Source organism: Allobosea sp. LjRoot237 (assembly GCF_964253285.1).
Classification (GTDB): Bacteria; Pseudomonadota; Alphaproteobacteria; order Rhizobiales; family Beijerinckiaceae; genus Allobosea.
On record NZ_CAXUQP020000001.1, the window covers coordinates 1,839,148 to 1,860,462 of the forward strand.

Genomic DNA, 21,315 nt, shown 5'->3' on the forward strand with positions numbered 1-21,315 from the left:
GGAGGATTTGAGATCATGGCCTGGCGTATCGGGATCGATTCCGGCGGGACTTTCACCGATGTCTGCCTCTTCGACGATGCGAGCGGGCAGGTCGCGGTCTGGAAGGTGCCCTCGACGCCGGACGATCCGTCCCGCGCCATCGCGCTCGGCACGCAGGAAGGCACCGAGCGCGTTGGCGCCAGGCCGAGCGAGGTCGTCTATTTCGGCCATGGCACGACGGTCGGCACCAACGCCCTGATCCAGCATCGCGGTGTCAGGACCGGCCTCATCACCACCGACGGCTTCCGCGATCTGATCGAAATCGGCCGCCAGAAGCGCCCCGATCTCTACGACCTCCAGGCCGACAAGGCCCCGCCGCTCGTCACCCGTGATCTGCGCTTCGGCGTCGCTGAGCGCCTGCGCCATGATGGTTCGGTCGAGACGCCGCTCGACGAGGAGGGCGTGCGCCAGGCGGCCCGCGAACTGAAGGCCGCGGGCGTCCAATCCATCGCCATCGGCTTCCTCTATGGCTTCGTCAGGCCCGAGCATGAGGACATCGCACGGCGCATCGTCGCCGAGGAGTTTCCCGACGCCTTCATCTGTACCTCGCATGAGGTCGCGCCCGAATTCCGCGAATATGAGCGCATCTCGACGGCGGTGGTGAACGCCTATCTCGGCCCCGTCATGCAAGGCTATATCCAGCGCCTCGCCGGGCGGCTGAAGGAACTCGGCGTCACCGGGACGCCGCATCTGACGCAATCGAATGGCGGCGTCATCGGCTTCGACATGGCTGCGCGCCTGCCGGTGCGGACCGTACTGTCGGGGCCTTCGACCGGCGTCGTTGCGGCGCAGGCGATCGGCGCCATGACCGGCATCGCGAACCTGATCACCTTCGACATGGGCGGCACTTCTTCGGACGTCGCGCTGCTGCGTAACGGCGAAGCCAAGCTCGCCAGCGAAGCCAATGTCCACGGCTACCCGATCAAGGCGCCGATGCTCGACATCCACACGGTCGGCGCCGGCGGTGGCTCGCTCGCGGCGATCGATTCGGGCGGCCTGCTCAAGGTCGGGCCGCGCAGCGCCGGCGCCGATCCCGGGCCGGTCTGCTATGGTCGCGGCAGCACCGAACCGGCCGTCACCGACGCCAATGTCGTGTTGCAGACCCTGAACCCGACGCATCTGCTCGGCGGGCGCATGCCGATCGACCAGTCGCTCTCACGGCAGGCGATCGGCCGCATCGCAGACAAGCTCGGCCTCGACCTGATGGCGACGGCGCAGGGCATCATCTCGGTCGTCACCGCCAACATGGCCAAGGCCATTCGCGTCATCAGCGTCCAGCGCGGCCATGATCCGCGGGATTATGCGCTTGTTGCCTTCGGCGGGGCGGGGCCGCTTCATGCCGCCCGTCTCGCGCGCGAGCTGGAGATGAAGCGCATCATCGTGCCGCGCAATCCCGGCATCGGCTGTGCGCTCGGACTGTTGCTTACCGACCTGCGCGCCAATTTTGCGACGACGCGCCTGGCGACGCTCGGTGACGGGCTGGCCGCCGACATGGCCGAGATATTCGCCAGTCTCGAAGCGCAGGCCGAGCACTGGTTCGCCGAGGAGAAGGTCGCCCCCGCCGATCGCAAGGTCAGGCGCACCGCCGATCTGCGCTATCATGGCCAGAACTACGAACTCGCCATCGACGTGCCGGACGGGTCGATCACGACCGAGACGATCGCTGCTCTCGCTGAAGGCTTCGCCGACGCGCACAAGCGGCTCTACGGCTTCATCGCCGAGGGCGAGGCGGTGCAACTCGTCACCTACCGCGTCGAGGCGATCGGTTTCGTGCCGAAGGCCGAGTTCCGGCCGCAGCCCGATGCCGGTCCGGATGCCTCTGCCGCCATCATAGGCCAGCGCGAGGTCTGGTTCCCCGAGGCGGGAGGCTTTGTCGATTGCCCGATCTATGACCGCGACGCGTTGCAATCGGGCAACCTGATCGAAGGCCCGGCGATCATCGAGCAGATGGACGCGACCACAGTGCTGCTGCCCGGCATGACCGCCCGCGTCGAGCCCTATCTCAACCTGATCCTGGAGACGCCGTGATGAACGCGACCGCATCCGTTGCCGTCGATCCGATCACCGTCGAGGTCATTGGCTCCTCCTTCGCCTCGATCGCCGAGGAGATGGGCGAGGCGCTCGTCAGGGCGAGCTATTCCACCAACATCAAGGAGCGCCGCGATTGCTCGACGGCGCTCTTCGACGTCGAGGGCAACACGCTCTGCCAGGCCGAGCATATCCCGATGCATCTCGGCTCCTTCATCGGCATCATCCCGCATATCCTGAAACGCCATCCCATCGCCGAGATGAAGCCGGGCGACGTCTTCATCGGCAACGACGCCTATGAGGGCGGCGGCACGCATCTGCCCGACATCGTCCTGGCCGAGCCGATCTTTCATGACGGAGAGATGGTCGCCTGGGCCGTCAACACGGCCCATCACTCCGATTTCGCCGATCGCGGCCACGCCCATATCTATCAGGAAGGCCTGCGCATTCCGCCGATCCGGCTCTATGACGGCGGGGTGTTGATGAAGGACGTGCAGGAACTCATCCTGCTCAACTGCCAGGTCCCGCGCGAGCGTCTTTCGGATCTGCGCGCCCAGATGGCGGCGAATAGGCTCGGCGTCGAGCGCGTGCGCGCGCTCTGCGACAAATACGGCCGCTCGACCGTGCTGGCCGCTGGCAAGGCACTGCAGGATTATGCCGAGCGCAAGATGCGCGCCGGCATCGCCTCGATTCCCGACGGCGTCTATCGCTTCGAGGATTCCTTCGACAATCCGGAGATCGACGAGCCGCTGACATTCTCGGTCGAGATCACCGTCGCTGGCGAGGAGATGACGCTCGCCTTCGACTCGCCGCCGCAGATGCGCACCGGCTTCAACATGGTCTACACCGCGCTGCTCTCGACGGTGTATTACGCCGTCAAGACGGTCGCCGACCCGACGATCCCGCCCAATGCCGGCCTCGCACGGCCACTCACCGTCACCGCGACGCAAGGGACGGTGCTCAACTGCGTCCATCCGGCAGCGGTGAACGGACGCATCGCGTCCTGCCAGCGTGTCGTCGACCTCATCCATGGCGCACTCGCCCAGGCCGTCCCCGTGCGCGTCATCGCGGCCTGTTCAGGCGCGGTAGCAGCAGCGACCTTCATGGGCGCGCAGCCCGGCAGCGGCGATCTCTGGGTCTATCTCGAGACGATCGGCGGCGGCAGCGGCGCGCGTGCGACCAAGGACGGCCTCGACGGCGTCCATGTCCACATGACCAACACCTCGAACTTGCCGGTCGAGGCGCTGGAGGTCGAATATCCGCTGACGCTGCTGCGCTATGAACTCGTCGACGGCTCGGGCGGGCAGGGCCGCCAGCGGGGGGGCATGGGCCTGCGCCGGGTCTACCGCGCCGAGGCGCCTTGCCGGCTCAATATCGATAATTCGCGGCTGAAGTCACAGCCCTGGGGCATTGCCGGCGGCGGGCCGGGGCAGGGCGGCTCCTTCGTCTTCAGCGAGGGCGTCGAGCCTTTCGTCAAGGGTGATGGCGCGCTGGAGGCTGGGCAGATCGTCGAGATCATCACACCCGGCGCCGGCGGCTATGGCCCGGCGTCCGAACGCAGCCCGGAAGCGCGGGCGCGGGACCTTGCCGAGGGGCGGATTTGACCCGACTGATGGACGATCGTCATCGTCGGGCTTGTTGTCCCGACCATGACGAGGAAACAGGTCGTCACGGCAGGTTTTCGCGAAGCTTCTGAGACGCGCCTTCACACCACGAGATCGAGCGGCGGCACCGGCTCGCCACGAGAGACGTGCTCGATATTGGCGAACATCCGCCTCACGGTCGGCGCGAAATTGTCGGCGGCCATGGCGGCGAGATGCGGCGTCACGACGAGGTTGTCGAGCGTGAGCAACTCGCTGTCGGCGGGCAGTGGCTCGACGGAAAAGACATCCATCGCCGCGCCTGCGATCTCTTTTGCGCGCAGGGCCACGACCAGATCGGCCTCGTTGACGACGCCGCCGCGGGCAACATTCACCAGCACCGCCGTCTTCTTCATCGCCCGGAAGGCGGCGGCATCGATCAGATTGGTGGTCTCCGGCGTCAGCGGGCAATGCAGCGAGACGACGTCGGACTGCGCCAGAAGCTCCGCCATCGAAGCGTGCCTGACGCCGAGCGCAGCCTCTTGCGCGGCGTCGAGCGGCTGGCGCTTCGCATAGAGGATGGTGCAGCCGAAGCCCTTGAGCAGTTTGGCGACATTCTTGCCGATCGCGCCGAAGCCGACGATGCCGACCGTCTTGCCCGAAAGCGTGTAGGCGTCGCCCGGCATGTGCCCGGTGCGCCAATGGCCCTTCTTCAGTTCGGCGTGGCCATAGCCGATGAAGCGCAGCGCGGCGAGCGTCAGGCCGAGCGCGAACTCGGCTACCGGCACGGCGTTGCTGCCTGTGGTCCGGGCAACCTTGATGCCGAGCTCCTTCGCCGCCGCGACGTCGATATTGTCGACGCCGACGCCCCATTTATGCAGCAGCTTCAGCTTCCTGGCTGCGCGCAGCACATCGGCCGAAACGCCGACCTGGCCGGAAATGGCGTAGTCGGCCTCGGCAATGATCTCCTTCATGTGCGCGTCGCCGCGCGTCGTGCCGTGGGTCAGCACGAAGCCGGGCGGGAGCAGCGCGCGCAGCTTCTCGGCGCGCTCGGAGGCGGTCATGTCGAGGAGGACGATGGTTTCGGGCATGGTCAGGAATCCGGTCGCAAAAAGGGTCAGATGGTGAAGCGCACGCCTTCGCGCGCGAGCCCGCCGGATATCGCGACGGGGGTGCCGTCGGCGCGCCAGCAGGCCGCGCCTGTCAGCGTGCCGTCAGGGTTGAAGGCGATGGCATTCATGCCGCCGGCGATGCGCGGCATGCGGAGGATTCTGTGACCGCGCGCGGTGAGTTCGTCCGCGACGCTGTCCGGGATCGCGGCCTCGAGTTCGAGCGCGCCGCCCTCGGTCCAGACACGCGGCGCCTCGACCGCTTCCTGAAGGCTCATGCCGTGGTCGATCAGGTTAACGATCGCCTGCAGGGCCGAGGGGAAGATGCGCAGGGCCCCGGGTAGCCCGAGCGCGAAGGCGAGCTTGCCGTCGCGCAGGACCATCATCGGTGCCATCGAGGTGAAGACGCGCTTGCCAGGCGCGATCGACAAGGCGCGGCCGGGATGCGGGTCGAAATTGAACATGTAATTGTTGGTCAGCATCCCCGTGCCGGGGATCTGCGTGCAGGCGCCGAAGAGCCCGTTGATCGTCTGGGTCGTGGTGACGACATTGCCCTTTGCATCGGCGACCGTGACATGGGTCGTGTCGGCGGATTCGCCACCGGAGAGCCCGGCGCTCCAGCCTTTGGCCTGGTTCATCGCGATCAGAGCGCGCCGCTCGGCCGCATAGGCCTTGTCGATCAGCCGCTCGACCGGGACCTTGATGAAGGCGGGGTCGGCGGTGGCGACGGCCCTGTCTGCGAAGGCGATCTTGAGCGCTTCCGCCAGCAGATGCACCGCATCCGCCGAGCCGAAGCCGAGGGAACCGATATCGTAGCCCTCGAGGATGTTGAGCATCTGGACGATGTGCACGCCCGAGGAGGAGGGCGGCGGCGGCCCGACGATCTCATAGCCGCGATAGCTGCCACGCACGGGCTCTCGCGTCGCGACCTTGTAGGCGGACAGGTCGGCCTGATCGATCAAGCCGCCATTCGCCGCCATGAAATCCGTCAGCGCCTTGCCGAGCGGGCCGTCATAGAGCGCCGCCGGACCCTGGCTGGCGATCAGGCGCAGGCTTGCGGCATAGTCGGCCTGAACGAGCCGCGTGCCGGGTTCGATCGCCTTGTCTCCCGCCAGCAGCAGCGCCGAAAGACCGGGATCGCGCGCGAGATCGGCGACATTGTCGGTGATGCAGTTGGAGAGATAGGGCGTGGTGACGAAGCCGCGTTCGGCCAAGGCGATCGCCGGCTGCAGCACCTCCTCAAGCGAGAGCGTGCCGAAGCGCGCCAGGGCCTCGCACCAGCCGGCGAGCGCGCCGGGAACCGCGACCGCCTTCGGCCCGACGACGTTGAGCCGGTCGCGCACGTCGCGCTGCCGACCGACCTCGTCGGAGAGGCAGTCATACATCTCGGCGCTCGCCTTGAGCGGCGCGGTCGAAAGCCCGTCGAGCACGACATGGCGGCCATCGGCCATGCGGATATGCGCGATGCCGCCGCCGAGGATGCCGACCATCATCGGCTCCACGACCGTCAGCGCAAAGAGCGAGGCGACGGCAGCATCGACTGCATTGCCGCCCGCGAGCAGCATCTGCGAGCCCGCCGCCGAAGCGAGCGGGTGGTTGGTCACCACCATCCCGCGCGAGCCAACGGCCGGCCGCTTCTCGCAGGTGAAGGGGGCCAGTCGCGGCACGGGGGCGATCGCGTTCACGGGCTTGTCCCCTCAGCCGTTCTGCTTGAGCGCGTCGAGCACCATCTTGGTCGCGCCGGAGATGTCGCCGAGCTTCTCGCCGGCCTTCACCCGCTCCTGGTTGCGTTCGCCGCGCTCCTGCCGGGCGATGGCGGCGTCGGCGATCGCCTCTGCCTCGTCGCGCGGCAGCACCAGCACGCCGGATTCGTCCGCCAGGATGACGTCGCCGGCCTTGACGGGAACATTGCCGCAGGAGATCGGCAGGTTGAGCGTCCCGCCGAGGTTGTAGAGCCGGGTGGTGATCGGCGACATGCCGCGGCACCACATCGGGAAATCCGAGTCCTCGATCTCGGTCAGGTCGGTGCAGGGGCCGTCGATGATGCCGCCGATCGCGCCGGCCACCTTCGCCGCGACGGTGACGCCGCCGCCCCAGCAGGCATGCTTGTCGTCGCCGAGCCGGTCGACGACGAGGATGTCGCCGGGCCGCAGCAGACCGAGCGTGTGGTGCAGCAGCGTCGAATCCTGGCCAGGAATGGCGAGCGTCACGGCCGCTGCCGCGATGCGCTTGCCGCGCAGCAGTGGCTGGATGCCGCGATCCATGAAGCCCCAGTGCTGGGAATGGCCGATGGTCGCCGTCTCGACCTTCTGCAGCTTCTCGACAAGCGCGGCCGGCAGTTGTTCCGGCATTGGGGCGATGCGGTAATCGGGCACGGGAATCTCCTATTTTCCAACAGCGCGCGCGACGCCGACAAGACGTTCGACAATGACGACGACAACCAGCGTCGCGACGATCAGCACGACCGATAGCGCCGCGACGAGCGGGTCGGTGCGGCCTTCGACATAGCGCACCATCTCGACTGGCAGGGTCGCGGCGCGCGGGCCCGACAGGAAGAGCGAGATCACCGTCTCGTCGAAGGAGAGCAGGAAGGACAGGCAGGCGCAGGCGATCAGGCCGGGCGTCGCCAGCGGCAGCGTCACCCGCCGGACCACACGCCACGGCCTGGCACCCAGCGTCGCCGCCGCAGCCTCGATGTCGTCGGGCAATGTCGAGAATGCGGTCGTCATCATCCGGATGACGAAGGGCACGGTGACCGTCATATGTCCCAGCACGAGGCCGGGCAGCGTCGCGGTCAGCCGCAGCGGTGTGAAGAACAGCAGCAAGGCGAGACCCGTGATCAGCGTCGGCAGGAGGAGCGGCGCGAGGAAGAAGTTCGTCAGCGCGTCACGCCCCGAAAAGCGCCCCTTGGCCAGCGCCAGCGCGGCGGGCACGCCAATGACGAGCGAGAACAGCGTCACCACGCTGGCGATCCGGACGCTGAGCCAGAGCGCCGAGAGCAGCGGCCCATGCGCGCTCAGCGCCCTGAACCAGCGCAGCGAATAGCCCGAGGGCGGGAACAGGATGAAGTTGTCGGCCGAGAAGGCGAGCGCGACGACGATCGCGATCGGCGCCAGAATCAGTGCATAGACGAGGCCTGCGAGGCTGGAGAGAACGCGTCCGGCTCCGTTCATCGCCTCAGCCCCCGCGCTGCGAGATTGGAGGCGACGAGCAGCAGGAGCAGCAGGACGAGCGTATAGATCGCCAGCACCGAGGCCATCGGCCAGTTGGCGTTGGTCGTCGCCTGCTCGAAGATCTCGGTCGCCAGCACGAAGACGCGGCCGCCACCAAGCAGTTTCGGCGTGATATAGGCGGACATCGAGAGCACGAAGCCGAGCCCTGCGGCGAGCGCCAATGCCGGCAGGCTCAGCGGCAGCGTCACCCGCAGGAAGGTCCGCATTGGGGTGGCGCCGAGCGAGCGCGAGGCTTCTTCCAGCGTCCGGTCGAGCTGGCCGAAGCCGGCGAGCAGGGCCAGGATCATGTAGGGCATGATGCTCTCGGCCAGCCCGATGGTGACGCCGGTCCAGTTGAAGACGAGCTTCATCGGCGCCGAGATCAGGCCGAGCGACTGCGCCAGCGAATTGACGAGGCCGCGGTCGCCGAGGATGGCGAGCCAGCCGAAGACGCGCACCACGCCGGAGATCAGCATCGGCATGATCGCGACCACCGCGAGCAGGCCGCGAAAGCGCGAGTTGGTGCGGAACAGGAAGAGCGCGACCGGATAGGACAGCGCGAGCGCAAGCAGCGTCGCGCTCAGCGAGAGCCAGAGCGAATTCAGCGTCAGCTCGAAGGTGAAGCTGTCCTCGAGCACCTCGGCCGTGGTCTTGAGCGACCAGGTCTCGACCATGGCGCCGGTCGGGCCGGTCTCGTTGAAGGCGTTGCGGAACAGGCCGAGCGTCGGCCAGGCGTAGACCGCCAGGACGAACAGCGCGGCCGGCAGGAGCAGCCATTTGAGGCGTGCGTCGCTCATGCCGTTTCGCGCGGGAAAGGCAGCGTGTCGCGCGCGTGCCAGACGAGCGCGACCTCGGCGCCCTCCTGCGGCAGGGCCGTGCCCGATTGCAGCTCGACCTGGATCTGGCTGTCGGCACCCTCCACGAGAACCTCGACATGGTCGCCGACGAAGACACTGCGCAGCACCTTGCCGGTCACGCGCATCATGCTCTCCGCGACAGGTTCCGAGATCGGCAGGATACGGATACGCTGCGGGCGCACGAACAGGTCGAACTCGCCACTGGCGGGCGCGGCGACGGGGAGCCTCTCGCCCCAGAGGACGACGCGCCCTTCCGCATCGCGCGTCGCCGGCAGGGCATTGGCGCGGCCGACGAACTCAGCGACGAAGCGTGTCGCCGGCCGTTCATAGATGTCCTCGGGAGAGCCGATCTGCGCGATTCCACCGCGATGCATCACCGCGATCCGGTCGCACATCGTCAGCGCCTCGACCTGGTCATGGGTGACGAAGAGCGTGGTGATGCCGAGCGAGCGCTGGATCGAGCGGATCTCGTGGCGCATCGTGTCGCGCAGCTTGGCGTCGAGATTGGAGAGCGACTCGTCGAGCAGCAGAACCGAGGGCCGGATCACGAGCGAGCGGGCCAGCGCCACGCGCTGCTGCTGGCCGCCCGAAAGCTCGCGCGGACGGCGCTGATCGAGCCCTGAGAGCCTGACCATCGCCAGCGCCTCTGCGACACGCCGGGCGATTTCAGCCCTGGCGACACCGCGCTCCTCCAGACCGAAGCCGACATTGCGCGCGACGGAGAGATGCGGAAACAGCGCATAGGACTGGAAGACATAGCCCATGTTGCGCTTATGCGCCGGCAGCCTGGTGACTTCGGCGCCGTCGAGGCGGATCGCGCCGCGATCGGGATCGACGAGGCCAGCCAGCATGCGCAGCGTCGTCGTCTTGCCGCAGCCGGAGGGGCCGAGCAGCGCGACGGCCTCGCCCTTCTCGACCGACAGCGAAACGTCGTCGACCGCGACGGTGTCACGGTAGCGCTTCTGCAGCCCGGAGAGTTCGAGATAGCTCATGGGTCCGGTTCAGCTCAGCGCGCCGTCACCACCTCGCGGCGCCAGCGGTTGTTCCACTGGTCGCGTACCTTGATCACCTCGTTCCAGTCGAGATCGATCATCCGCGAGCGGCTTTCCGGCGCGGCGGCGGTGCGCGCGATCGCCTTGGGGTCGATCTGCGCCTTGCCGTTGGTCGGCGCGTAGAACATTCGCTCGGTGAAGGCCTTCTGCGCCGGCTGCGACAGCGCATGGTTGACGAAGGCTGCGGCCACCGCGCGGTTCTTCGAGCCTGTGGTCAGGTTGATCGTGTTGATCTGGAAGACCGAACCCTCGGGCGGCAGCAGCGTGGCGATCTTGCCGCTGGTCTGGTCGGCATAGAGCTGCGAGCGCGCATTCCAGCCGGTCGCGACCTTCACCACGCCATTGAGGATCAGCGAATAGCCGTCCGGGTTCGGCTCGAAGGTGTTCACGGAGGGGGCGAGCGCCTTGAGCTTCCTGATCGCGGCGTCGATCGATTTGCGATGGTCGCCGCCTTCCATCTTTTCAACCATGGCGGTGAGCGCCAGCCCCTGGATGTTCGGTGGGGCGGAGACGGCGAGCAGGCCCTTGAGATCAGGCCGCCAGAGATCGGCGAGCTTGGCCAGCGGCGGCTGCAGCGTCGCGTCGTAAACCAGCACGAGATGATCGAAGGTCACGGCCGGGCCGTAGTCGCCGCCTGCGGCGCGCGCCTCGGGCAGGAGCTCGTTCAGCACCGGGAACTCGGCGGGGGTGAGCTTCTCGAACAGGCCTTCGCTATTGCCGATGCTCGATGTCGTCACGTCCATGATCGTGACGTCGACCTGTGGATCGGCTTTCTGGGCGCGAGCGCTGCCGACCATCTGGGCCGAGGTGCCGCCCGGCACGTAGTTGACCTTCACGCCCGGATGCGCCTGCTGGAACGGCTCGATCACGGCCTTGGTGTAGTTGTCCTGGAAGATGCCGGCATAAGACATCAACGTGATCGTGCCGCTGAGGCCGGGTTGCGCGCGCACCAGCGCAGGCGCAGCCACGGTCGCGAGGCCGGCCTGAAGGACGAGACGACGTGAGAGCATGAGACACCTCCTGCTGGTTGCTGGACCGGCGGCGCGCCGCGCGCCGGATTGTAATGGGCAGACTGGGCTCAGGCTTCGACCTTGCTGGCGAAATGCGCGATGAAGCGGGCGCAGATCTCGGTCAGCTTCTCGGTCAGCGCCGCCCCGGTCTCGGCCGAGCAGAGCTTCGGATCGCCCTTGGCGACGCCGAGATTGTAGACCTCGTCATATTCGTTGGGCATCGCGACCTCGGCGCCCTCGAAGGAGGCCGTGCCAAGTCCCGTGAAGGGCAGGTCGAGGATCGGATCGCGCTTGAGCGGCTTGCCGTCCGGGATCAGGTCCTTGCGGATCAGTTCCGGGAAGAGATGCAGCCCGATCGAGGTCAGCGGGTCGGCGCCATGGCCGGAGACGGCGGCGGCCTTCTCTGCGCCGACGATCGACGGCAGCAGCCCATAGCCGATGCGCCAGAGATAGAGGCTCGGCAGCACCATCTGCTCGCGCAGGTAAAGCTCGCGTGCCACCTCGGAAATCGGCCCGACATTGCCGCCATGGCCATTGATGACGATGATCCGGGTCAGGCCGTTGCGATGCAGCGAGTCGACCATCTCGGCGATGACGGTGGTCAGCGTCGCCTGCGAGATCGCGATGCCGCCGGTCATCGAGCCGAACCAGTCGGCGCCGCCGAAGGGCAGGACGGGGGCGACGAGCGTGCGCGTGCCGGCCTTTGTGGCACGGATGGCGGCGAGTTCGGCGATCTTCTCGGCGAGCAGATAGTCGCCCATCGGCGCATGCGGACCCTGGTCCTCATGACTGCCCATCGGCAGCAGGATGACAGGATTGCCTTTCAGGATCTCGCGGGCCTCGCCCCCGGAGATCGTGCCCATATGGACGAGCGGATCGGTCTTGGCAGCCATGGTCTGGTTCCTGTTCAGGCTGGTGGAAGAGGGGAGCGGGGTCAGCGTCCCGCCGTGCGTGGATCGACTGCGTCGCGCAGCGCGTCGCAGAGCAGGTTCATGGCGAGGATGGTCAGGGTCAGCGCCGCGCAGGGCCAGACCAGCAGCAGCGGCGCCTGCTCCATGGTGGCACGCGCGCCGCGGATCATCAGGCCCCATGAGGGCGCCGGTGGCACGACGCCGAGGCCGAGGAAGGAGAGGCCGCTCTCCAGCACCACGGCGGCGGCGACGGCGAGCGACAATTGCACCAGCACCGGGCCAGCGATGTTCGGCAGCACGGTGCGCAACAGGATGTACCAGGTCGGGGCGCCGAGCGCCCGCGTCGCCTCGACATAGTCGCGCCCGCGCACCGAGAGAACCTCCGAATAGGTCACGCGCGCAAAGCCCGGCAGGTAGAGCACCGAGAGCACCAGGATCAGCGTAGCGGCGCCCGGTCCCAGCAACGTCACGACGAGCAGCGCCAGCAGCACCGGCGGGAAGCACAGGATGATGTCCATGCTGCGCACCGACAGGAATGAGCCGACGCCGCGCGACCAGCCGCCGATCAGCCCGAGCACGACGCCGATGATGCCGGCCGTCAACGCCGAGGCGAAGGCGACGGAGAGGCTGGTGCGCGCGCCCCATATCAGGCGCGAGAACACGTCGCGGCCGAATTCGTCGCGACCGAGCCAGGAGCCCGACATCGGTCCGGCGAGGCGGCGCGCGATGTCCTGCCGCACCGGATCGGGCAGGCCGAGCAGCGGAGCGGCGAGTGCCAGCAGCAGGATCAGCGCGACGAAGGCGCCTGGAAGCCAGAGCCGTTTCATCGTGCGCCGATCCTCGGGTCGAGCGCCGCGTGGAGCATTTCGACGATCAGGTTGATCAGCAGGAACAGCACGGAAATCGTCAGCACGATGCCGACCACCATCGGATAATCGCGCGCCTCGACCGCGCGCAGCAGCGGCGTCGAGAGGCCGGGCCAGTTGAAGACATATTCGACCAGCACCGTGCCGCCGAGCAGCGTGCCCATGTGCAGGCCGAGCACGGTGATGACGGGGTTGAGCGCGTTGCGCAGCACATGCACGACGAGCACGCGGCCTGGCGCGAGGCCTTTGGCGCGGGCCGTGCGGACATAGTCGTTGGCCAGCGCGTCGAGCATGGCGGCGCGCGTCATCCGGAACAGTACGGCGGCGAGACCCTTGCCGATCGCGATCGCCGGCAGGGTCAGCAGCTTGAGATGGAGGAGGGGATCCTGCGCGAAGGGTGTAAAGCCGCCGGCCGGCATGATCCGCAGCGTCTGCGCGAAGAGCAGCACGAGCAGAGTGCCGACAACGAAGACCGGGATCGCCAGCAGAAGCGCGGTCACGCCCGAGGCGCAACGATCGAATGTGCCGCCGCGATGCATCGCAGCGTAGATGCCGGCGGGAACGCCGGTGATGATCGCCAGCAGCGTGCCGGCGAAGATGAGTTCGAGCGTGCGCGGCAGGCGCAGCGCGATTTCGTGGAGGACGGGATAGTCGTCGACCAGCGAGGTGCCAAGATCGCCGCGCAGCAGCCCGGCCAGGAAGGCACCGTATTGGGTCAGGAGCGGCCGTTCGAGCCCGAGCTTCTGGCGAAGCTCGGCGACGGAGGCCGGGTCCGGCGAGATGCCGCCGGTCGAAAGCAGGAGTTCGGCCGGATCGCCCGGCACCATGTGCAGGGCGAGGAAGACGATCGTTGCGACGAGCCAGGCCAGGATCAGCGAGACCGCGATGCGATGCGTGAGCCAGACGCCGGTCATCCGAAGAAGGTCTCCTCGAGCATGCCGCCCGACGAGGTGGTCAGCGCGCCGGGCAGGTTGGTGAAGCCCTTCACGCCCTTGTCCATGCCGTAGCCCTGCGAGCGCCAGGCGAGGCCGACGAGCGGCACCTCCTCGAGGGCGGCGCGCTGCATCTCCTTGTAGATCTCGACGCGTTTGGCCTGGTCGAACTCGGAGCGCCCCTTGGCGAGCGCGGCAATGGTGCGCGGCGCCTCGACCTTGAAGGAGCGGCCGTGGCTCGGCGAGAGCGAGGTGTCGAGCACGACGGTGAGCCCGTCCGGGTCGTTGTTGTCGGCCGAGACACCATGGATCGCCATGTCGTATTGGCCGCGCGAGCCGCGGCTGACGCGCGTCGACCAGTCCGGCAGCTGCAGCTCGCACTGGATGCCGACGGCGGAAAGATGCTGCTGGACGACTTCGGCGGTATCCTTGTGCATGCCGAACTGCGCGGTCGAAAGCAGTGTCGTCTGGAAGCCGTTGGCGAAGCCGGCCTCCGCGAGGAGCGCCTTGGCACGGGCGGGGTCATAGGCCCAGCCGCGTGAGAGGTCCTTGTCCCACCAGGGCGTGGCTTCGACGATCGGCAACCCTTCCAGCGGCTTGCCGCGGCCGAAGAAGGCAGCCTTGACGATGTCCTCGCGCCTGATCGCATGGGCCACGGCCCTGCGCACGCGCGGATCGTTGAAGGGCGGCTTGGTGCCGTTGAAGAGGATGTCCATGAACGGTCCCTCGACGGCATCGAGCTTGAGCCGCGCCTCGGCCTCCACCGCGGCCATGGATTGCCAGGGGACGTATTCGATCATGTCGACATCGCCGGCCATCAGGGCGGCATGGCGCAGGTTCTCGTCGGCGTAGACGACGAACTTGATGCCCTTCAGCTTGGGGAAGCCGGGCTTGTAGAACTTGTCGAACGCGACGAGATCGAGCGAGGTGCCGCGCTCCTGCCCGACGAGCCGGAAGGGCCCGGCGCCGATCGGTTCGTTCGGCGTCGATTTCCGCCAGATCACGAAGGTGTTGTAGTTGCCGAACCAGCTCGGCAGCGTCGCCTGCGGCGTCTTGGTGACCAGGCGGATCGTTTGCGGGTTCGGGATCTCGACGCTCGCGACCTCCTGGAACTGCGTCCGCATATAGGCGGTCGATTTCTCGCCGGCGATCTGCTCGATCGACCATTTGACATCGTCGGCCGTCACCGGCTCGCCATTGTGGAAGACGGCACCCTGGCGCAGCTTGAAGACCCAGGCACCGTCAGCGTCGATTGCCCAGGATTCCGCCAGTTCTCCGCGCAACTGCCCCTTGTTGTCATAGGAGACGAGGCTGCGATGCGTCAGCAGCTTCACCGTCCCGGCCGAGGCGCCCGTCGAGACCCAGGGCTGGAGATTGGGCGGGAAGGCAGAGAGGCCGAAGCGCAGGATGCCGTTGGCGCGCTGCGCCGCCGCTGGCCCGGTCAGGAGGGGGGAGGTCAGCAGCGGGGCTGCAAGACCGGCTCCAAGAAGCGTGCGGCGGGAGAGCGTCATGGCTTGATCCTCAGTGGCGGGCTGCGAGAGCGCCGGATTGGGGCTTTGCCGCGCCGAGCAAGAACAGCGCCATCATGGAACCATACGCTCGCCGATGCGCGGCGCGGTCGCCGGCGCCCGACCGATCACGGCGCAGGCCTCTGCAGAGTCCTTTTGTCGATGGTGCATAATCATGATGCGTCATGTATACGTGGCGGATGTTCGAGTGTCGACGCCTTGGACCGTGATGGAAGGCGGTCGCGATATGCAAATCGCTGATGGAATGAAGCCGCGGGAGTCAGGGCCGTCCACCGCGAAGCCTGCGCGCGAGCGGGTCTACGCCCATGTCCGCGAGCAGATCCTGCGTGGCAACTTCGCCGGCGGCTCCTTCATCGAGGAGGAGCAGATCTCCTCGGTGCTGGGCATCTCGCGAACGCCGGTGCGCGAAGCTTTCCACCGGCTGGAGGCGGAGCGCTTCATCGATCTGTTGCCACGTCGCGGGGCGCTCGTGCGCCAGGTCACGGCGCAGGAACTGGTCGATCTCTATGAAACGCGACGCATGATCGAGGGCTACGCGGTCGCACGCATCTGCCAGCAGAGGATTCCGGTGCCGCCGCACATGACGGCGATCCTGGAACAGCTGGAAGCTACTCCTTTCAGCGATCATTTCGCCCGGGTCGAACTCAACCAGGCCTTCCATTTCGCCATGGTCACGGCGCTCGGCAACGAGGTGCTGTCCGAGCTCTACCAATCGCTCGGCTCGCGCCAGCAGCGTGTCGCCATGACCGCGCTGCGCATCGAGCCGAACCGGATCGAGCGCATTCGCAGCGAGCACTACGCTCTGCTCGATGCCCTTCAGGCCCGGGATGAAGCCCGGGCGCGCGCGGTTCTGGAACAGCACCTGCGTCCCATCGGCGGCGTCGTCTCGCGCCTGCCGGGTTATTCGCTCGGCGAGGCGGATTGAAGTGGGTGGTTCGGGCTTTCCGTGTCGTGAGTGGGAGAGGCCGGACAGTCAGATCAGCCCAGCCCCTTGAAGCTGGCGTGGCCGTCGCGGCCGACGATGATGTGGGCGTGGATCGCGATGCCCAAGGGCTTTGCGCCCCAAGCTAAATTGCGGTCGTTAGCTGGTATATGCGGTGTATGATTGCTTGTGATGAACGCTTCGCGATCATAGCATAGCTTAGACGATGCTCCAGAATACTGCTGTGTCACGGATTCCGCATCGTGAATCTTATCATCTCGCATTGCTCATGACGTGAACAGCCAGGCAGGGTGATCGAGCTCACCCTGCCTGAGCTTGCTCCGCCAGGGGCCGCCTTGCCGATCTTGATGAAGGACAGACTGATGCGCATCGCTCTCCAGTTCCGCAGCGTCCCTTCGCTGACCTGGCCACGATAGCGCGCAACGACTTCCTCGAGCGTGCGGTAGGCAGGGGTCGACACGAGATCTCCTGAGGCCAAGCAATGATGCAGCAGCCTGTTGCACGATTGGATGCGCCTTGGAGAGAGCGCCGAGTAGCGTAGCGAACCCGCATGGGATGCCGTCCAGAAGGTACGCAAGAGGGCAGGGCAGGCCGCACAGTTCGATGGCTCACCGCAGACGTCTCGTCGTGCCCATTGCGGACACGAGGAACGTCCGGTTTCGGGCTGTCTAGTTGCCGGCCCGAAGGCCGGCGCACTCTTCCTTGGTGCCACCCTAGCCTTTCGGATCGCCCGTACTCGCCTTGGGTCTCAGGCGATCCTCAAGGCGAAGCCTGCTAACTTTTTGCATCGCCGCAATCTGCAGCAGCGCAAACGGCTCGGCACATCGCAAAGGCTGTTTCTGATGGATTTCAAGGACAATCGGACGGTCGCGGTCTTGATAGGGGCCATGGCGACTTTCAACGGAGCCTTCCTCTCCGCGAACGGCCTGTTCATGCTTATCGCCCCGCAGACTTGGTACGAACTCGTGCCGGGCGTGACCGATACGGGCTTCTTCAATCAGCACTTCATCCGCGACATCGGGATGATCCAGCTGTTCCTCGGCGTGGCCTTCGCCATCGGCATGGTCGTGCCCGAACGCCGCATCGGCCTCTGGGCCGCAGCGACCGCCTGGCTCAGTGCGCATGCACTCTTTCACTTCTGGGAGGTCGCGGTGGGAATTTGCTCGCCAGCGGTCATTCCGCGCGATTTTCCGGCTGTGACCCTGCCGGCCATTCTCGGGATCCTGCTGACGCTCTGGGCGCTCCGCCGCCCACGCGAGAGAAAGCTGACGATCCAGCCCAACGCCACCATCAAACCGACGGAGAGAGCATCATGAGCACCCTGAAAGACAAGGTCGTGATCGTCACCGGCGGCAGTTCCGGCATAGGTCGGGCCGCAGCGGTGGATTTCGCCGAGTTGGGCGCGAAGGTGATCGTCACGGCGCGGCGGACCGCAGCCCTCGAGGAGGCCGCCTCGATCCATCCCAATATCGTCGCGCTGGTCGCGGATGTCGCCTCCGCCGAAGATGCTGCGCGAACCGTCGCCAAGGCCATCGAGACCTGGGGCCGCCTGGACGTTCTCGTCAACAACGCCGGTGCCGGCGCCATTCTGCCGCTGGCTGACGTCACGCAGGAGCGCATTGCGAGCATCTTCGCGGTGAACGTGGTCGGACCCAGCCTGCTCGCCTCCGCAGCGCTGCCGCATCTGATCGCGACGAAGGGAGCGATCGTCAATGTATCGAGCACCTTCGGCCACAAACCGGCGGCCGATCTCTCCCACTATGCCGCAAGCAAGGCGGCCCTGGAGCACCTGACCCGCTGCTGGGCGTTGGAGCTTGCCCCCCATGGCATCCGCGTCAACGCCGTCGCAGCGGGCCCGACTGAATCGGGCGCGCTGACGGGGATGATGGGGCTCTCGCCAGAACAGGCGGCGGCGATCAAGGCACAGGAACGCGACCAGATCCCGCTCAAACGGCGTGGCAACCCGGAAGAGGTCGCCCGGTGGATCGTCCAGCTCGCCGAGCCGGCTTCCGCCTGGGTTACCGGCCAGGTGCTCGCTGTCGATGGCGGTCTGGGGCTGACCTAAGCGAACCGCTGACAACCGAGACCCCGCCCTCGGCTACCGTGCCGTGCTTCGGCGAGGTCGCTTCGCTGGCCAAAGTCGTCGCCTCGGCATCGTGAACGGTCGGCGCCGGGCGGCGTTATCAAGGCCAGGAAAGATCGTGGACATGAGTGACGGGACATTTCGACTGCTGGCCGGCATTGCCGTGCCGGAGAGCTCGCTGATCGAGGAGGCGATCGCATATGCCCGCAAGGCCTGCGAGCCCTATCTTTTCAACCATGTCGTTCGATCCTGGCTGTTCGCTGCTCGTCTGGGGCAGCTGCGGAATATCGAGCATGATGCGGAGGTCGTCGCCGTGGGAACGCTGCTGCACGACATCACACTCAACCAGAGCTTCGATGGACCCCGCCGTTTCGAGGTGGAGGGCGCGGACCTGGCGCGGGATTTCGCCCGCAAGGGCGGTCTCGACGAGCGCCGTGCCCAACTGATCTGGGACAGCGTCGCATTGAACTCGACGCCCTCGATCGGTCTTTACAAGGAGGCCGAGGTCGCGCTCTGCACGGCTGGCGTCTGTCTCGACGTCGGCGGGCTCCAATATGGCCTGCTGCCATCGCAGGAGATGCAGGGCATTCTCGCTGAATATCCGCGGCTCGGCATGAAACGGCGGATGACGCAGTGCTTCTGCCACATCGCCAAAGTCAGGCCGGAGACGACCTATGACAACTTTGTGCGGGATTTCGGCGAGCGTTTCGTTCCCCGCTACCAAGCCGGATCGGCCGTCGATTTCGTTATGAACGCCCCTTTCGACGACTGAGCCGGCAGCGCAGCGCCACCGATCGCCTTTGCCATCGCGGGGAGGAAAGCTGCGCCTGATCGGCTCCAAACCCGTCGGTCCAATCGAAGCAGCGGCATGGCATCGATTGTCGCTCCTGTTCGTGAGCAAGGGCGATCAACGCGAAACCGAAGCGGCCAAAGATTGGGGAGTGCATTGGTATGGGCAGCTCCCTGCATCCAACAGCGAGCGCAACCTATCCCGGGGAACAGGTCCGCCTTCTCGCGATTTCCGATATTTTCTCGGCATCGGGCGACGCACCGATATCCGAACACCGCAAAGTCGTTCGCGACCTTGGGGGCCTCGGTCGATGGCGACACCTTCCGTTGGGTCCCAGTCTTCTGGGACTACTGACCGACTATTGGATCAGGCCCGATGGCGGCGTGCAGCTTGGAAGGTCGAGCCTTGGCTCGGCCTTCGAGTCCGAGCTTTCAATGGGCCTCTCAGCCTGAGGATTTGTCGAAACCCGCGCAAGTGTCTGAGTGCGCAACGAATGGAGACCTCTTATGAAGATCGTGATTATCGGCGGAACCGGCCTGATCGGTTCCAAGACCGCGGAGCGCCTGCGCAAGAACGGGCACGAGGTCGTTGCTGCCGCCCCGAGCACCGGGGTCAATACGATCACTGGTGAAGGCTTGGCGGAGGTCCTCAGGAATACCGAGGTCGTGATCGACCTTGCGAACTCGCCCTCCTTCGAGGACAAGGCCGTGCTCGAATTCTTCCAGATTTCGGGCAAGAACCTGACGGCAGCGGAGAAGGCAGCCGGTGTCAAACACCACGTCGCGCTCTCCATCGTCGGCGCTGATCGGCTGCCGGACAGCGGCTATCTTCGCGCCAAGGTCGCGCAGGAAAAGATCATTCGGGACGCCGCCATTCCCTACACCATCGTGCGGTCCACGCAGTTCCTCGAGTTCCTCGGCGGCATCGCCCAGTCAGGCACGGTCGGCGACACGACCCGTCTGTCGACGGGCAACCTCCAGCCTATCGCATCCGATGACGTCGCCGACTTCGTGACCGAGGCCGCTTTAGCCGCACCGGCCAATGGCATTATCGAAATCGCGGGCCCCGAACGGGCGCGTCTTTGTGATTTCGTCGCGCGCTACCTCAAGGCGATCGGCGATACCCGCTCTGTCGTCGCAGATCCGGAAGCCCATTACTTCGGGACCAAGCTGAGGGACGGCTCGCTCGTCTCCGACAACAACCCGCGCATCGGCCGCATCGACTTCGATGGTTGGTTCGCGACGGCGCCTCGAAAGTAACCGCCTGGGCACGGGCCGCCTTCAAGGCGGCCCGTGCCCTTGGCCGCTCTTCAACGCGACCAACCGCTATCGGTGAAGCATCCCATGCTTGGCGACGACCACTTCCTGCCGCTGGCCCTGATCAACATCCTGGGAATTGCCGGGATCGTCGTGTGGCACGTTCAGGGCTGCAACCGTCCGACGGGTCGCCTGATCGTTCAGATCCTGTTCTTCACCGGCATGAGCTTCTTGCTTTACATCGGAGACATCGCTCCACATCGCCCCGATGACATCTACACGGAGGGCCTTGCAGCGGCGCTCTCCAAATCGGCCAGAGTTCTCTGGTGGACCCATCTCGCCTGGACGATCATCGGCTTCATCCACATCTATGTCAGGCTCAACCGCAAGCCGCGGGAAGCCCATCTCATATTGGACATGGCCGTTGCTGCCATCTATCTCGGCGTGGCGCTATCAGTGATGGGCTTCGTCTTCGGGATGCCGATCGCGACCTTGGTTACGACCTCGGGCGTCGTCGCCGTCATCCTGGGCCTGGCGCTACAGAACACGCTCGGCGACGTCTTTTCCGGCATCGCGCTGACACTCGGCAAGGCCTATGCAATAGGCGACTGGGTCCAGTTGAGCGACGGCACTGCGGGCCGCGTCACCGAAACCAACTGGCGCTCCACCAACCTGCTGACCGGCGCGAATAATATCGTCGTGCTACCGAACAGCATGCTGGCAAGGCAAGGCCTGACCAGCCTCAGCCGCCCAGACGAGACGCATCAGATCACATTGAGCGTGCGCTTTGCCGCCCTACACCGGCCGCGCGCGGTCGAGGACGTGATGCGGTCGGTGCTGCAAGCCAGCACTCGAATCGTCAAGGACCCGCCGCCGGCCGTGGCCCTCAAGGCCATAGACGCGATCGCGATCGAGGTGGAGCTGCAGTTCCGTGTCGCGAGCGTCGCTATGGCGACAGCCGCCAAGAACGAGATCATCGATCTCATCCATAACCAATGCCAGGCAAGCGGTCTTTCGCTGGCCGTGCCAGCCGCAAGCCTTGTGTTCATGCCAGCGACAACCAACGGCCAGTATTCCGCTCTGAGTGTTGCGGCGCGCTCATCCGGCGCTGTTTAGGA

20 protein-coding genes and 1 pseudogene are annotated in these 21,315 nt (G+C 66.2%); 8 read left to right on the top strand and 13 right to left on the bottom strand.

Going from position 1 to position 21,315, the window contains the following annotated elements; translation table 11 throughout:
• The first annotated feature begins 15 nt into the window (after nucleotides 1-15).
• Together ACSQ24_RS08855 and ACSQ24_RS08860 are read left to right on the top strand one after the other, a co-directional pair.
• Nucleotides 16-2,067: a hydantoinase/oxoprolinase family protein gene (locus tag ACSQ24_RS08855; protein WP_436094332.1), complete on the top strand. Its 2,052-nt coding sequence runs from the start codon at nucleotides 16-18 to the stop codon at nucleotides 2,065-2,067.
• Complete coding sequence (locus tag ACSQ24_RS08860; protein ID WP_436094333.1) at nucleotides 2,067-3,671, top strand: hydantoinase B/oxoprolinase family protein; 1,605 nt, start codon at nucleotides 2,067-2,069, stop codon at nucleotides 3,669-3,671. Before ACSQ24_RS08855 ends, ACSQ24_RS08860 begins: the two co-directional genes overlap by 1 nt.
• A 101-nt stretch (nucleotides 3,672-3,772) precedes the next feature.
• Here ACSQ24_RS08860 and ACSQ24_RS08865 read toward each other — a convergent pair whose 3' ends face one another.
• The 11 genes from ACSQ24_RS08865 to ACSQ24_RS08915 all read right to left on the bottom strand — a co-directional run bounded on the left by ACSQ24_RS08865 (nucleotide 3,773) and on the right by ACSQ24_RS08915 (nucleotide 15,107).
• Nucleotides 3,773-4,738 carry a 2-hydroxyacid dehydrogenase gene (locus ACSQ24_RS08865; RefSeq protein ID WP_436094334.1) on the bottom strand — a complete coding sequence of 322 codons (966 nt, stop codon included), beginning with the start codon at nucleotides 4,736-4,738 and terminating at the stop codon, nucleotides 3,773-3,775.
• Nucleotides 4,739-4,764: 26 nt separating this feature from the next.
• Complete coding sequence (gene ggt / locus ACSQ24_RS08870) at nucleotides 4,765-6,366, bottom strand: gamma-glutamyltransferase (RefSeq protein ID WP_436097855.1); 1,602 nt, start codon at nucleotides 6,364-6,366, stop codon at nucleotides 4,765-4,767.
• 87 nt (nucleotides 6,367-6,453) lie between these two features.
• Nucleotides 6,454-7,107, bottom strand: coding sequence for an RraA family protein (locus tag ACSQ24_RS08875; protein WP_436097856.1), 654 nt, complete (start codon nucleotides 7,105-7,107; stop codon nucleotides 6,454-6,456).
• Nucleotides 7,108-7,140: 33 nt separating this feature from the next.
• Nucleotides 7,141-7,929, bottom strand: coding sequence for an ABC transporter permease (locus ACSQ24_RS08880; RefSeq protein WP_436094335.1), 789 nt, complete (start codon nucleotides 7,927-7,929; stop codon nucleotides 7,141-7,143).
• Complete coding sequence (locus ACSQ24_RS08885) at nucleotides 7,926-8,765, bottom strand: ABC transporter permease (protein WP_436094336.1); 840 nt, start codon at nucleotides 8,763-8,765, stop codon at nucleotides 7,926-7,928. Before ACSQ24_RS08885 ends, ACSQ24_RS08880 begins: the two co-directional genes overlap by 4 nt.
• Complete coding sequence (locus ACSQ24_RS08890; protein ID WP_436094337.1) at nucleotides 8,762-9,817, bottom strand: ABC transporter ATP-binding protein; 1,056 nt, start codon at nucleotides 9,815-9,817, stop codon at nucleotides 8,762-8,764. The genes ACSQ24_RS08885 and ACSQ24_RS08890 overlap by 4 nt, the downstream gene beginning before the upstream one ends.
• A 14-nt stretch (nucleotides 9,818-9,831) precedes the next feature.
• Nucleotides 9,832-10,887, bottom strand: coding sequence for an extracellular solute-binding protein (locus ACSQ24_RS08895; protein WP_436094338.1), 1,056 nt, complete (start codon nucleotides 10,885-10,887; stop codon nucleotides 9,832-9,834).
• A 68-nt stretch (nucleotides 10,888-10,955) separates the two neighbouring features.
• On the bottom strand, nucleotides 10,956-11,780 hold the full coding sequence (locus tag ACSQ24_RS08900; RefSeq protein ID WP_436094339.1) for a creatininase family protein: 825 nt from the start codon (nucleotides 11,778-11,780) through the stop codon (nucleotides 10,956-10,958).
• Between the two features lie 41 nt (nucleotides 11,781-11,821).
• A complete protein-coding gene (locus ACSQ24_RS08905) occupies nucleotides 11,822-12,625 on the bottom strand; it encodes an ABC transporter permease (RefSeq protein ID WP_436094340.1) in 804 nt (267 codons plus the stop codon).
• Nucleotides 12,622-13,578, bottom strand: coding sequence for an ABC transporter permease (locus ACSQ24_RS08910; protein ID WP_436094341.1), 957 nt, complete (start codon nucleotides 13,576-13,578; stop codon nucleotides 12,622-12,624). Before ACSQ24_RS08910 ends, ACSQ24_RS08905 begins: the two co-directional genes overlap by 4 nt.
• Nucleotides 13,575-15,107, bottom strand: coding sequence for an ABC transporter substrate-binding protein (locus ACSQ24_RS08915; protein ID WP_436094342.1), 1,533 nt, complete (start codon nucleotides 15,105-15,107; stop codon nucleotides 13,575-13,577). The genes ACSQ24_RS08910 and ACSQ24_RS08915 overlap by 4 nt, the downstream gene beginning before the upstream one ends.
• A gap of 94 nt (nucleotides 15,108-15,201) precedes the next feature.
• On the opposite strand from ACSQ24_RS08915, the gene ACSQ24_RS08920 reads away from it, so the two are divergent.
• The gene (locus ACSQ24_RS08920; protein WP_436094343.1) at nucleotides 15,202-16,050 is read left to right on the top strand and encodes a GntR family transcriptional regulator; all 849 of its coding nucleotides are present in this window, start codon (nucleotides 15,202-15,204) and stop codon (nucleotides 16,048-16,050) included.
• Nucleotides 16,051-16,103: 53 nt separating this feature from the next.
• On the opposite strand, the pseudogene ACSQ24_RS08925 reads toward ACSQ24_RS08920, so the two are convergent.
• Together ACSQ24_RS08925 and ACSQ24_RS08930 are read right to left on the bottom strand one after the other, a co-directional pair.
• Nucleotides 16,104-16,184 (bottom strand): annotated as a pseudogene (locus ACSQ24_RS08925) (RadC family protein); the annotation flags it as partial.
• A gap of 110 nt (nucleotides 16,185-16,294) precedes the next feature.
• A complete protein-coding gene (locus ACSQ24_RS08930) occupies nucleotides 16,295-16,528 on the bottom strand; it encodes a hypothetical protein (RefSeq protein WP_436094344.1) in 234 nt (77 codons plus the stop codon).
• A 382-nt stretch (nucleotides 16,529-16,910) separates the two neighbouring features.
• Here ACSQ24_RS08930 and ACSQ24_RS08935 point away from each other — a divergent pair, with 382 nt between their 5' ends.
• The 5 genes from ACSQ24_RS08935 (at nucleotide 16,911) to ACSQ24_RS08955 (ending at nucleotide 21,313) form a co-directional block, all read left to right on the top strand.
• A complete protein-coding gene (locus ACSQ24_RS08935) occupies nucleotides 16,911-17,384 on the top strand; it encodes a hypothetical protein (RefSeq protein WP_436094345.1) in 474 nt (157 codons plus the stop codon).
• Nucleotides 17,381-18,133, top strand: a complete 753-nt coding sequence (locus ACSQ24_RS08940; protein WP_436094346.1) for an SDR family NAD(P)-dependent oxidoreductase — start codon at nucleotides 17,381-17,383, stop codon at nucleotides 18,131-18,133. Before ACSQ24_RS08935 ends, ACSQ24_RS08940 begins: the two co-directional genes overlap by 4 nt.
• Nucleotides 18,134-18,224: 91 nt before the next feature.
• Complete coding sequence (locus tag ACSQ24_RS08945; RefSeq protein WP_436094347.1) at nucleotides 18,225-18,923, top strand: HD domain-containing protein; 699 nt, start codon at nucleotides 18,225-18,227, stop codon at nucleotides 18,921-18,923.
• Nucleotides 18,924-19,447: 524 nt separating this feature from the next.
• Nucleotides 19,448-20,200 carry an SDR family oxidoreductase gene (locus tag ACSQ24_RS08950; RefSeq protein WP_436094348.1) on the top strand — a complete coding sequence of 251 codons (753 nt, stop codon included), beginning with the start codon at nucleotides 19,448-19,450 and terminating at the stop codon, nucleotides 20,198-20,200.
• A gap of 84 nt (nucleotides 20,201-20,284) precedes the next feature.
• Nucleotides 20,285-21,313, top strand: coding sequence for a mechanosensitive ion channel family protein (locus ACSQ24_RS08955; RefSeq protein WP_436094349.1), 1,029 nt, complete (start codon nucleotides 20,285-20,287; stop codon nucleotides 21,311-21,313).
• Nucleotides 21,314-21,315: the final 2 nt, after the last annotated feature.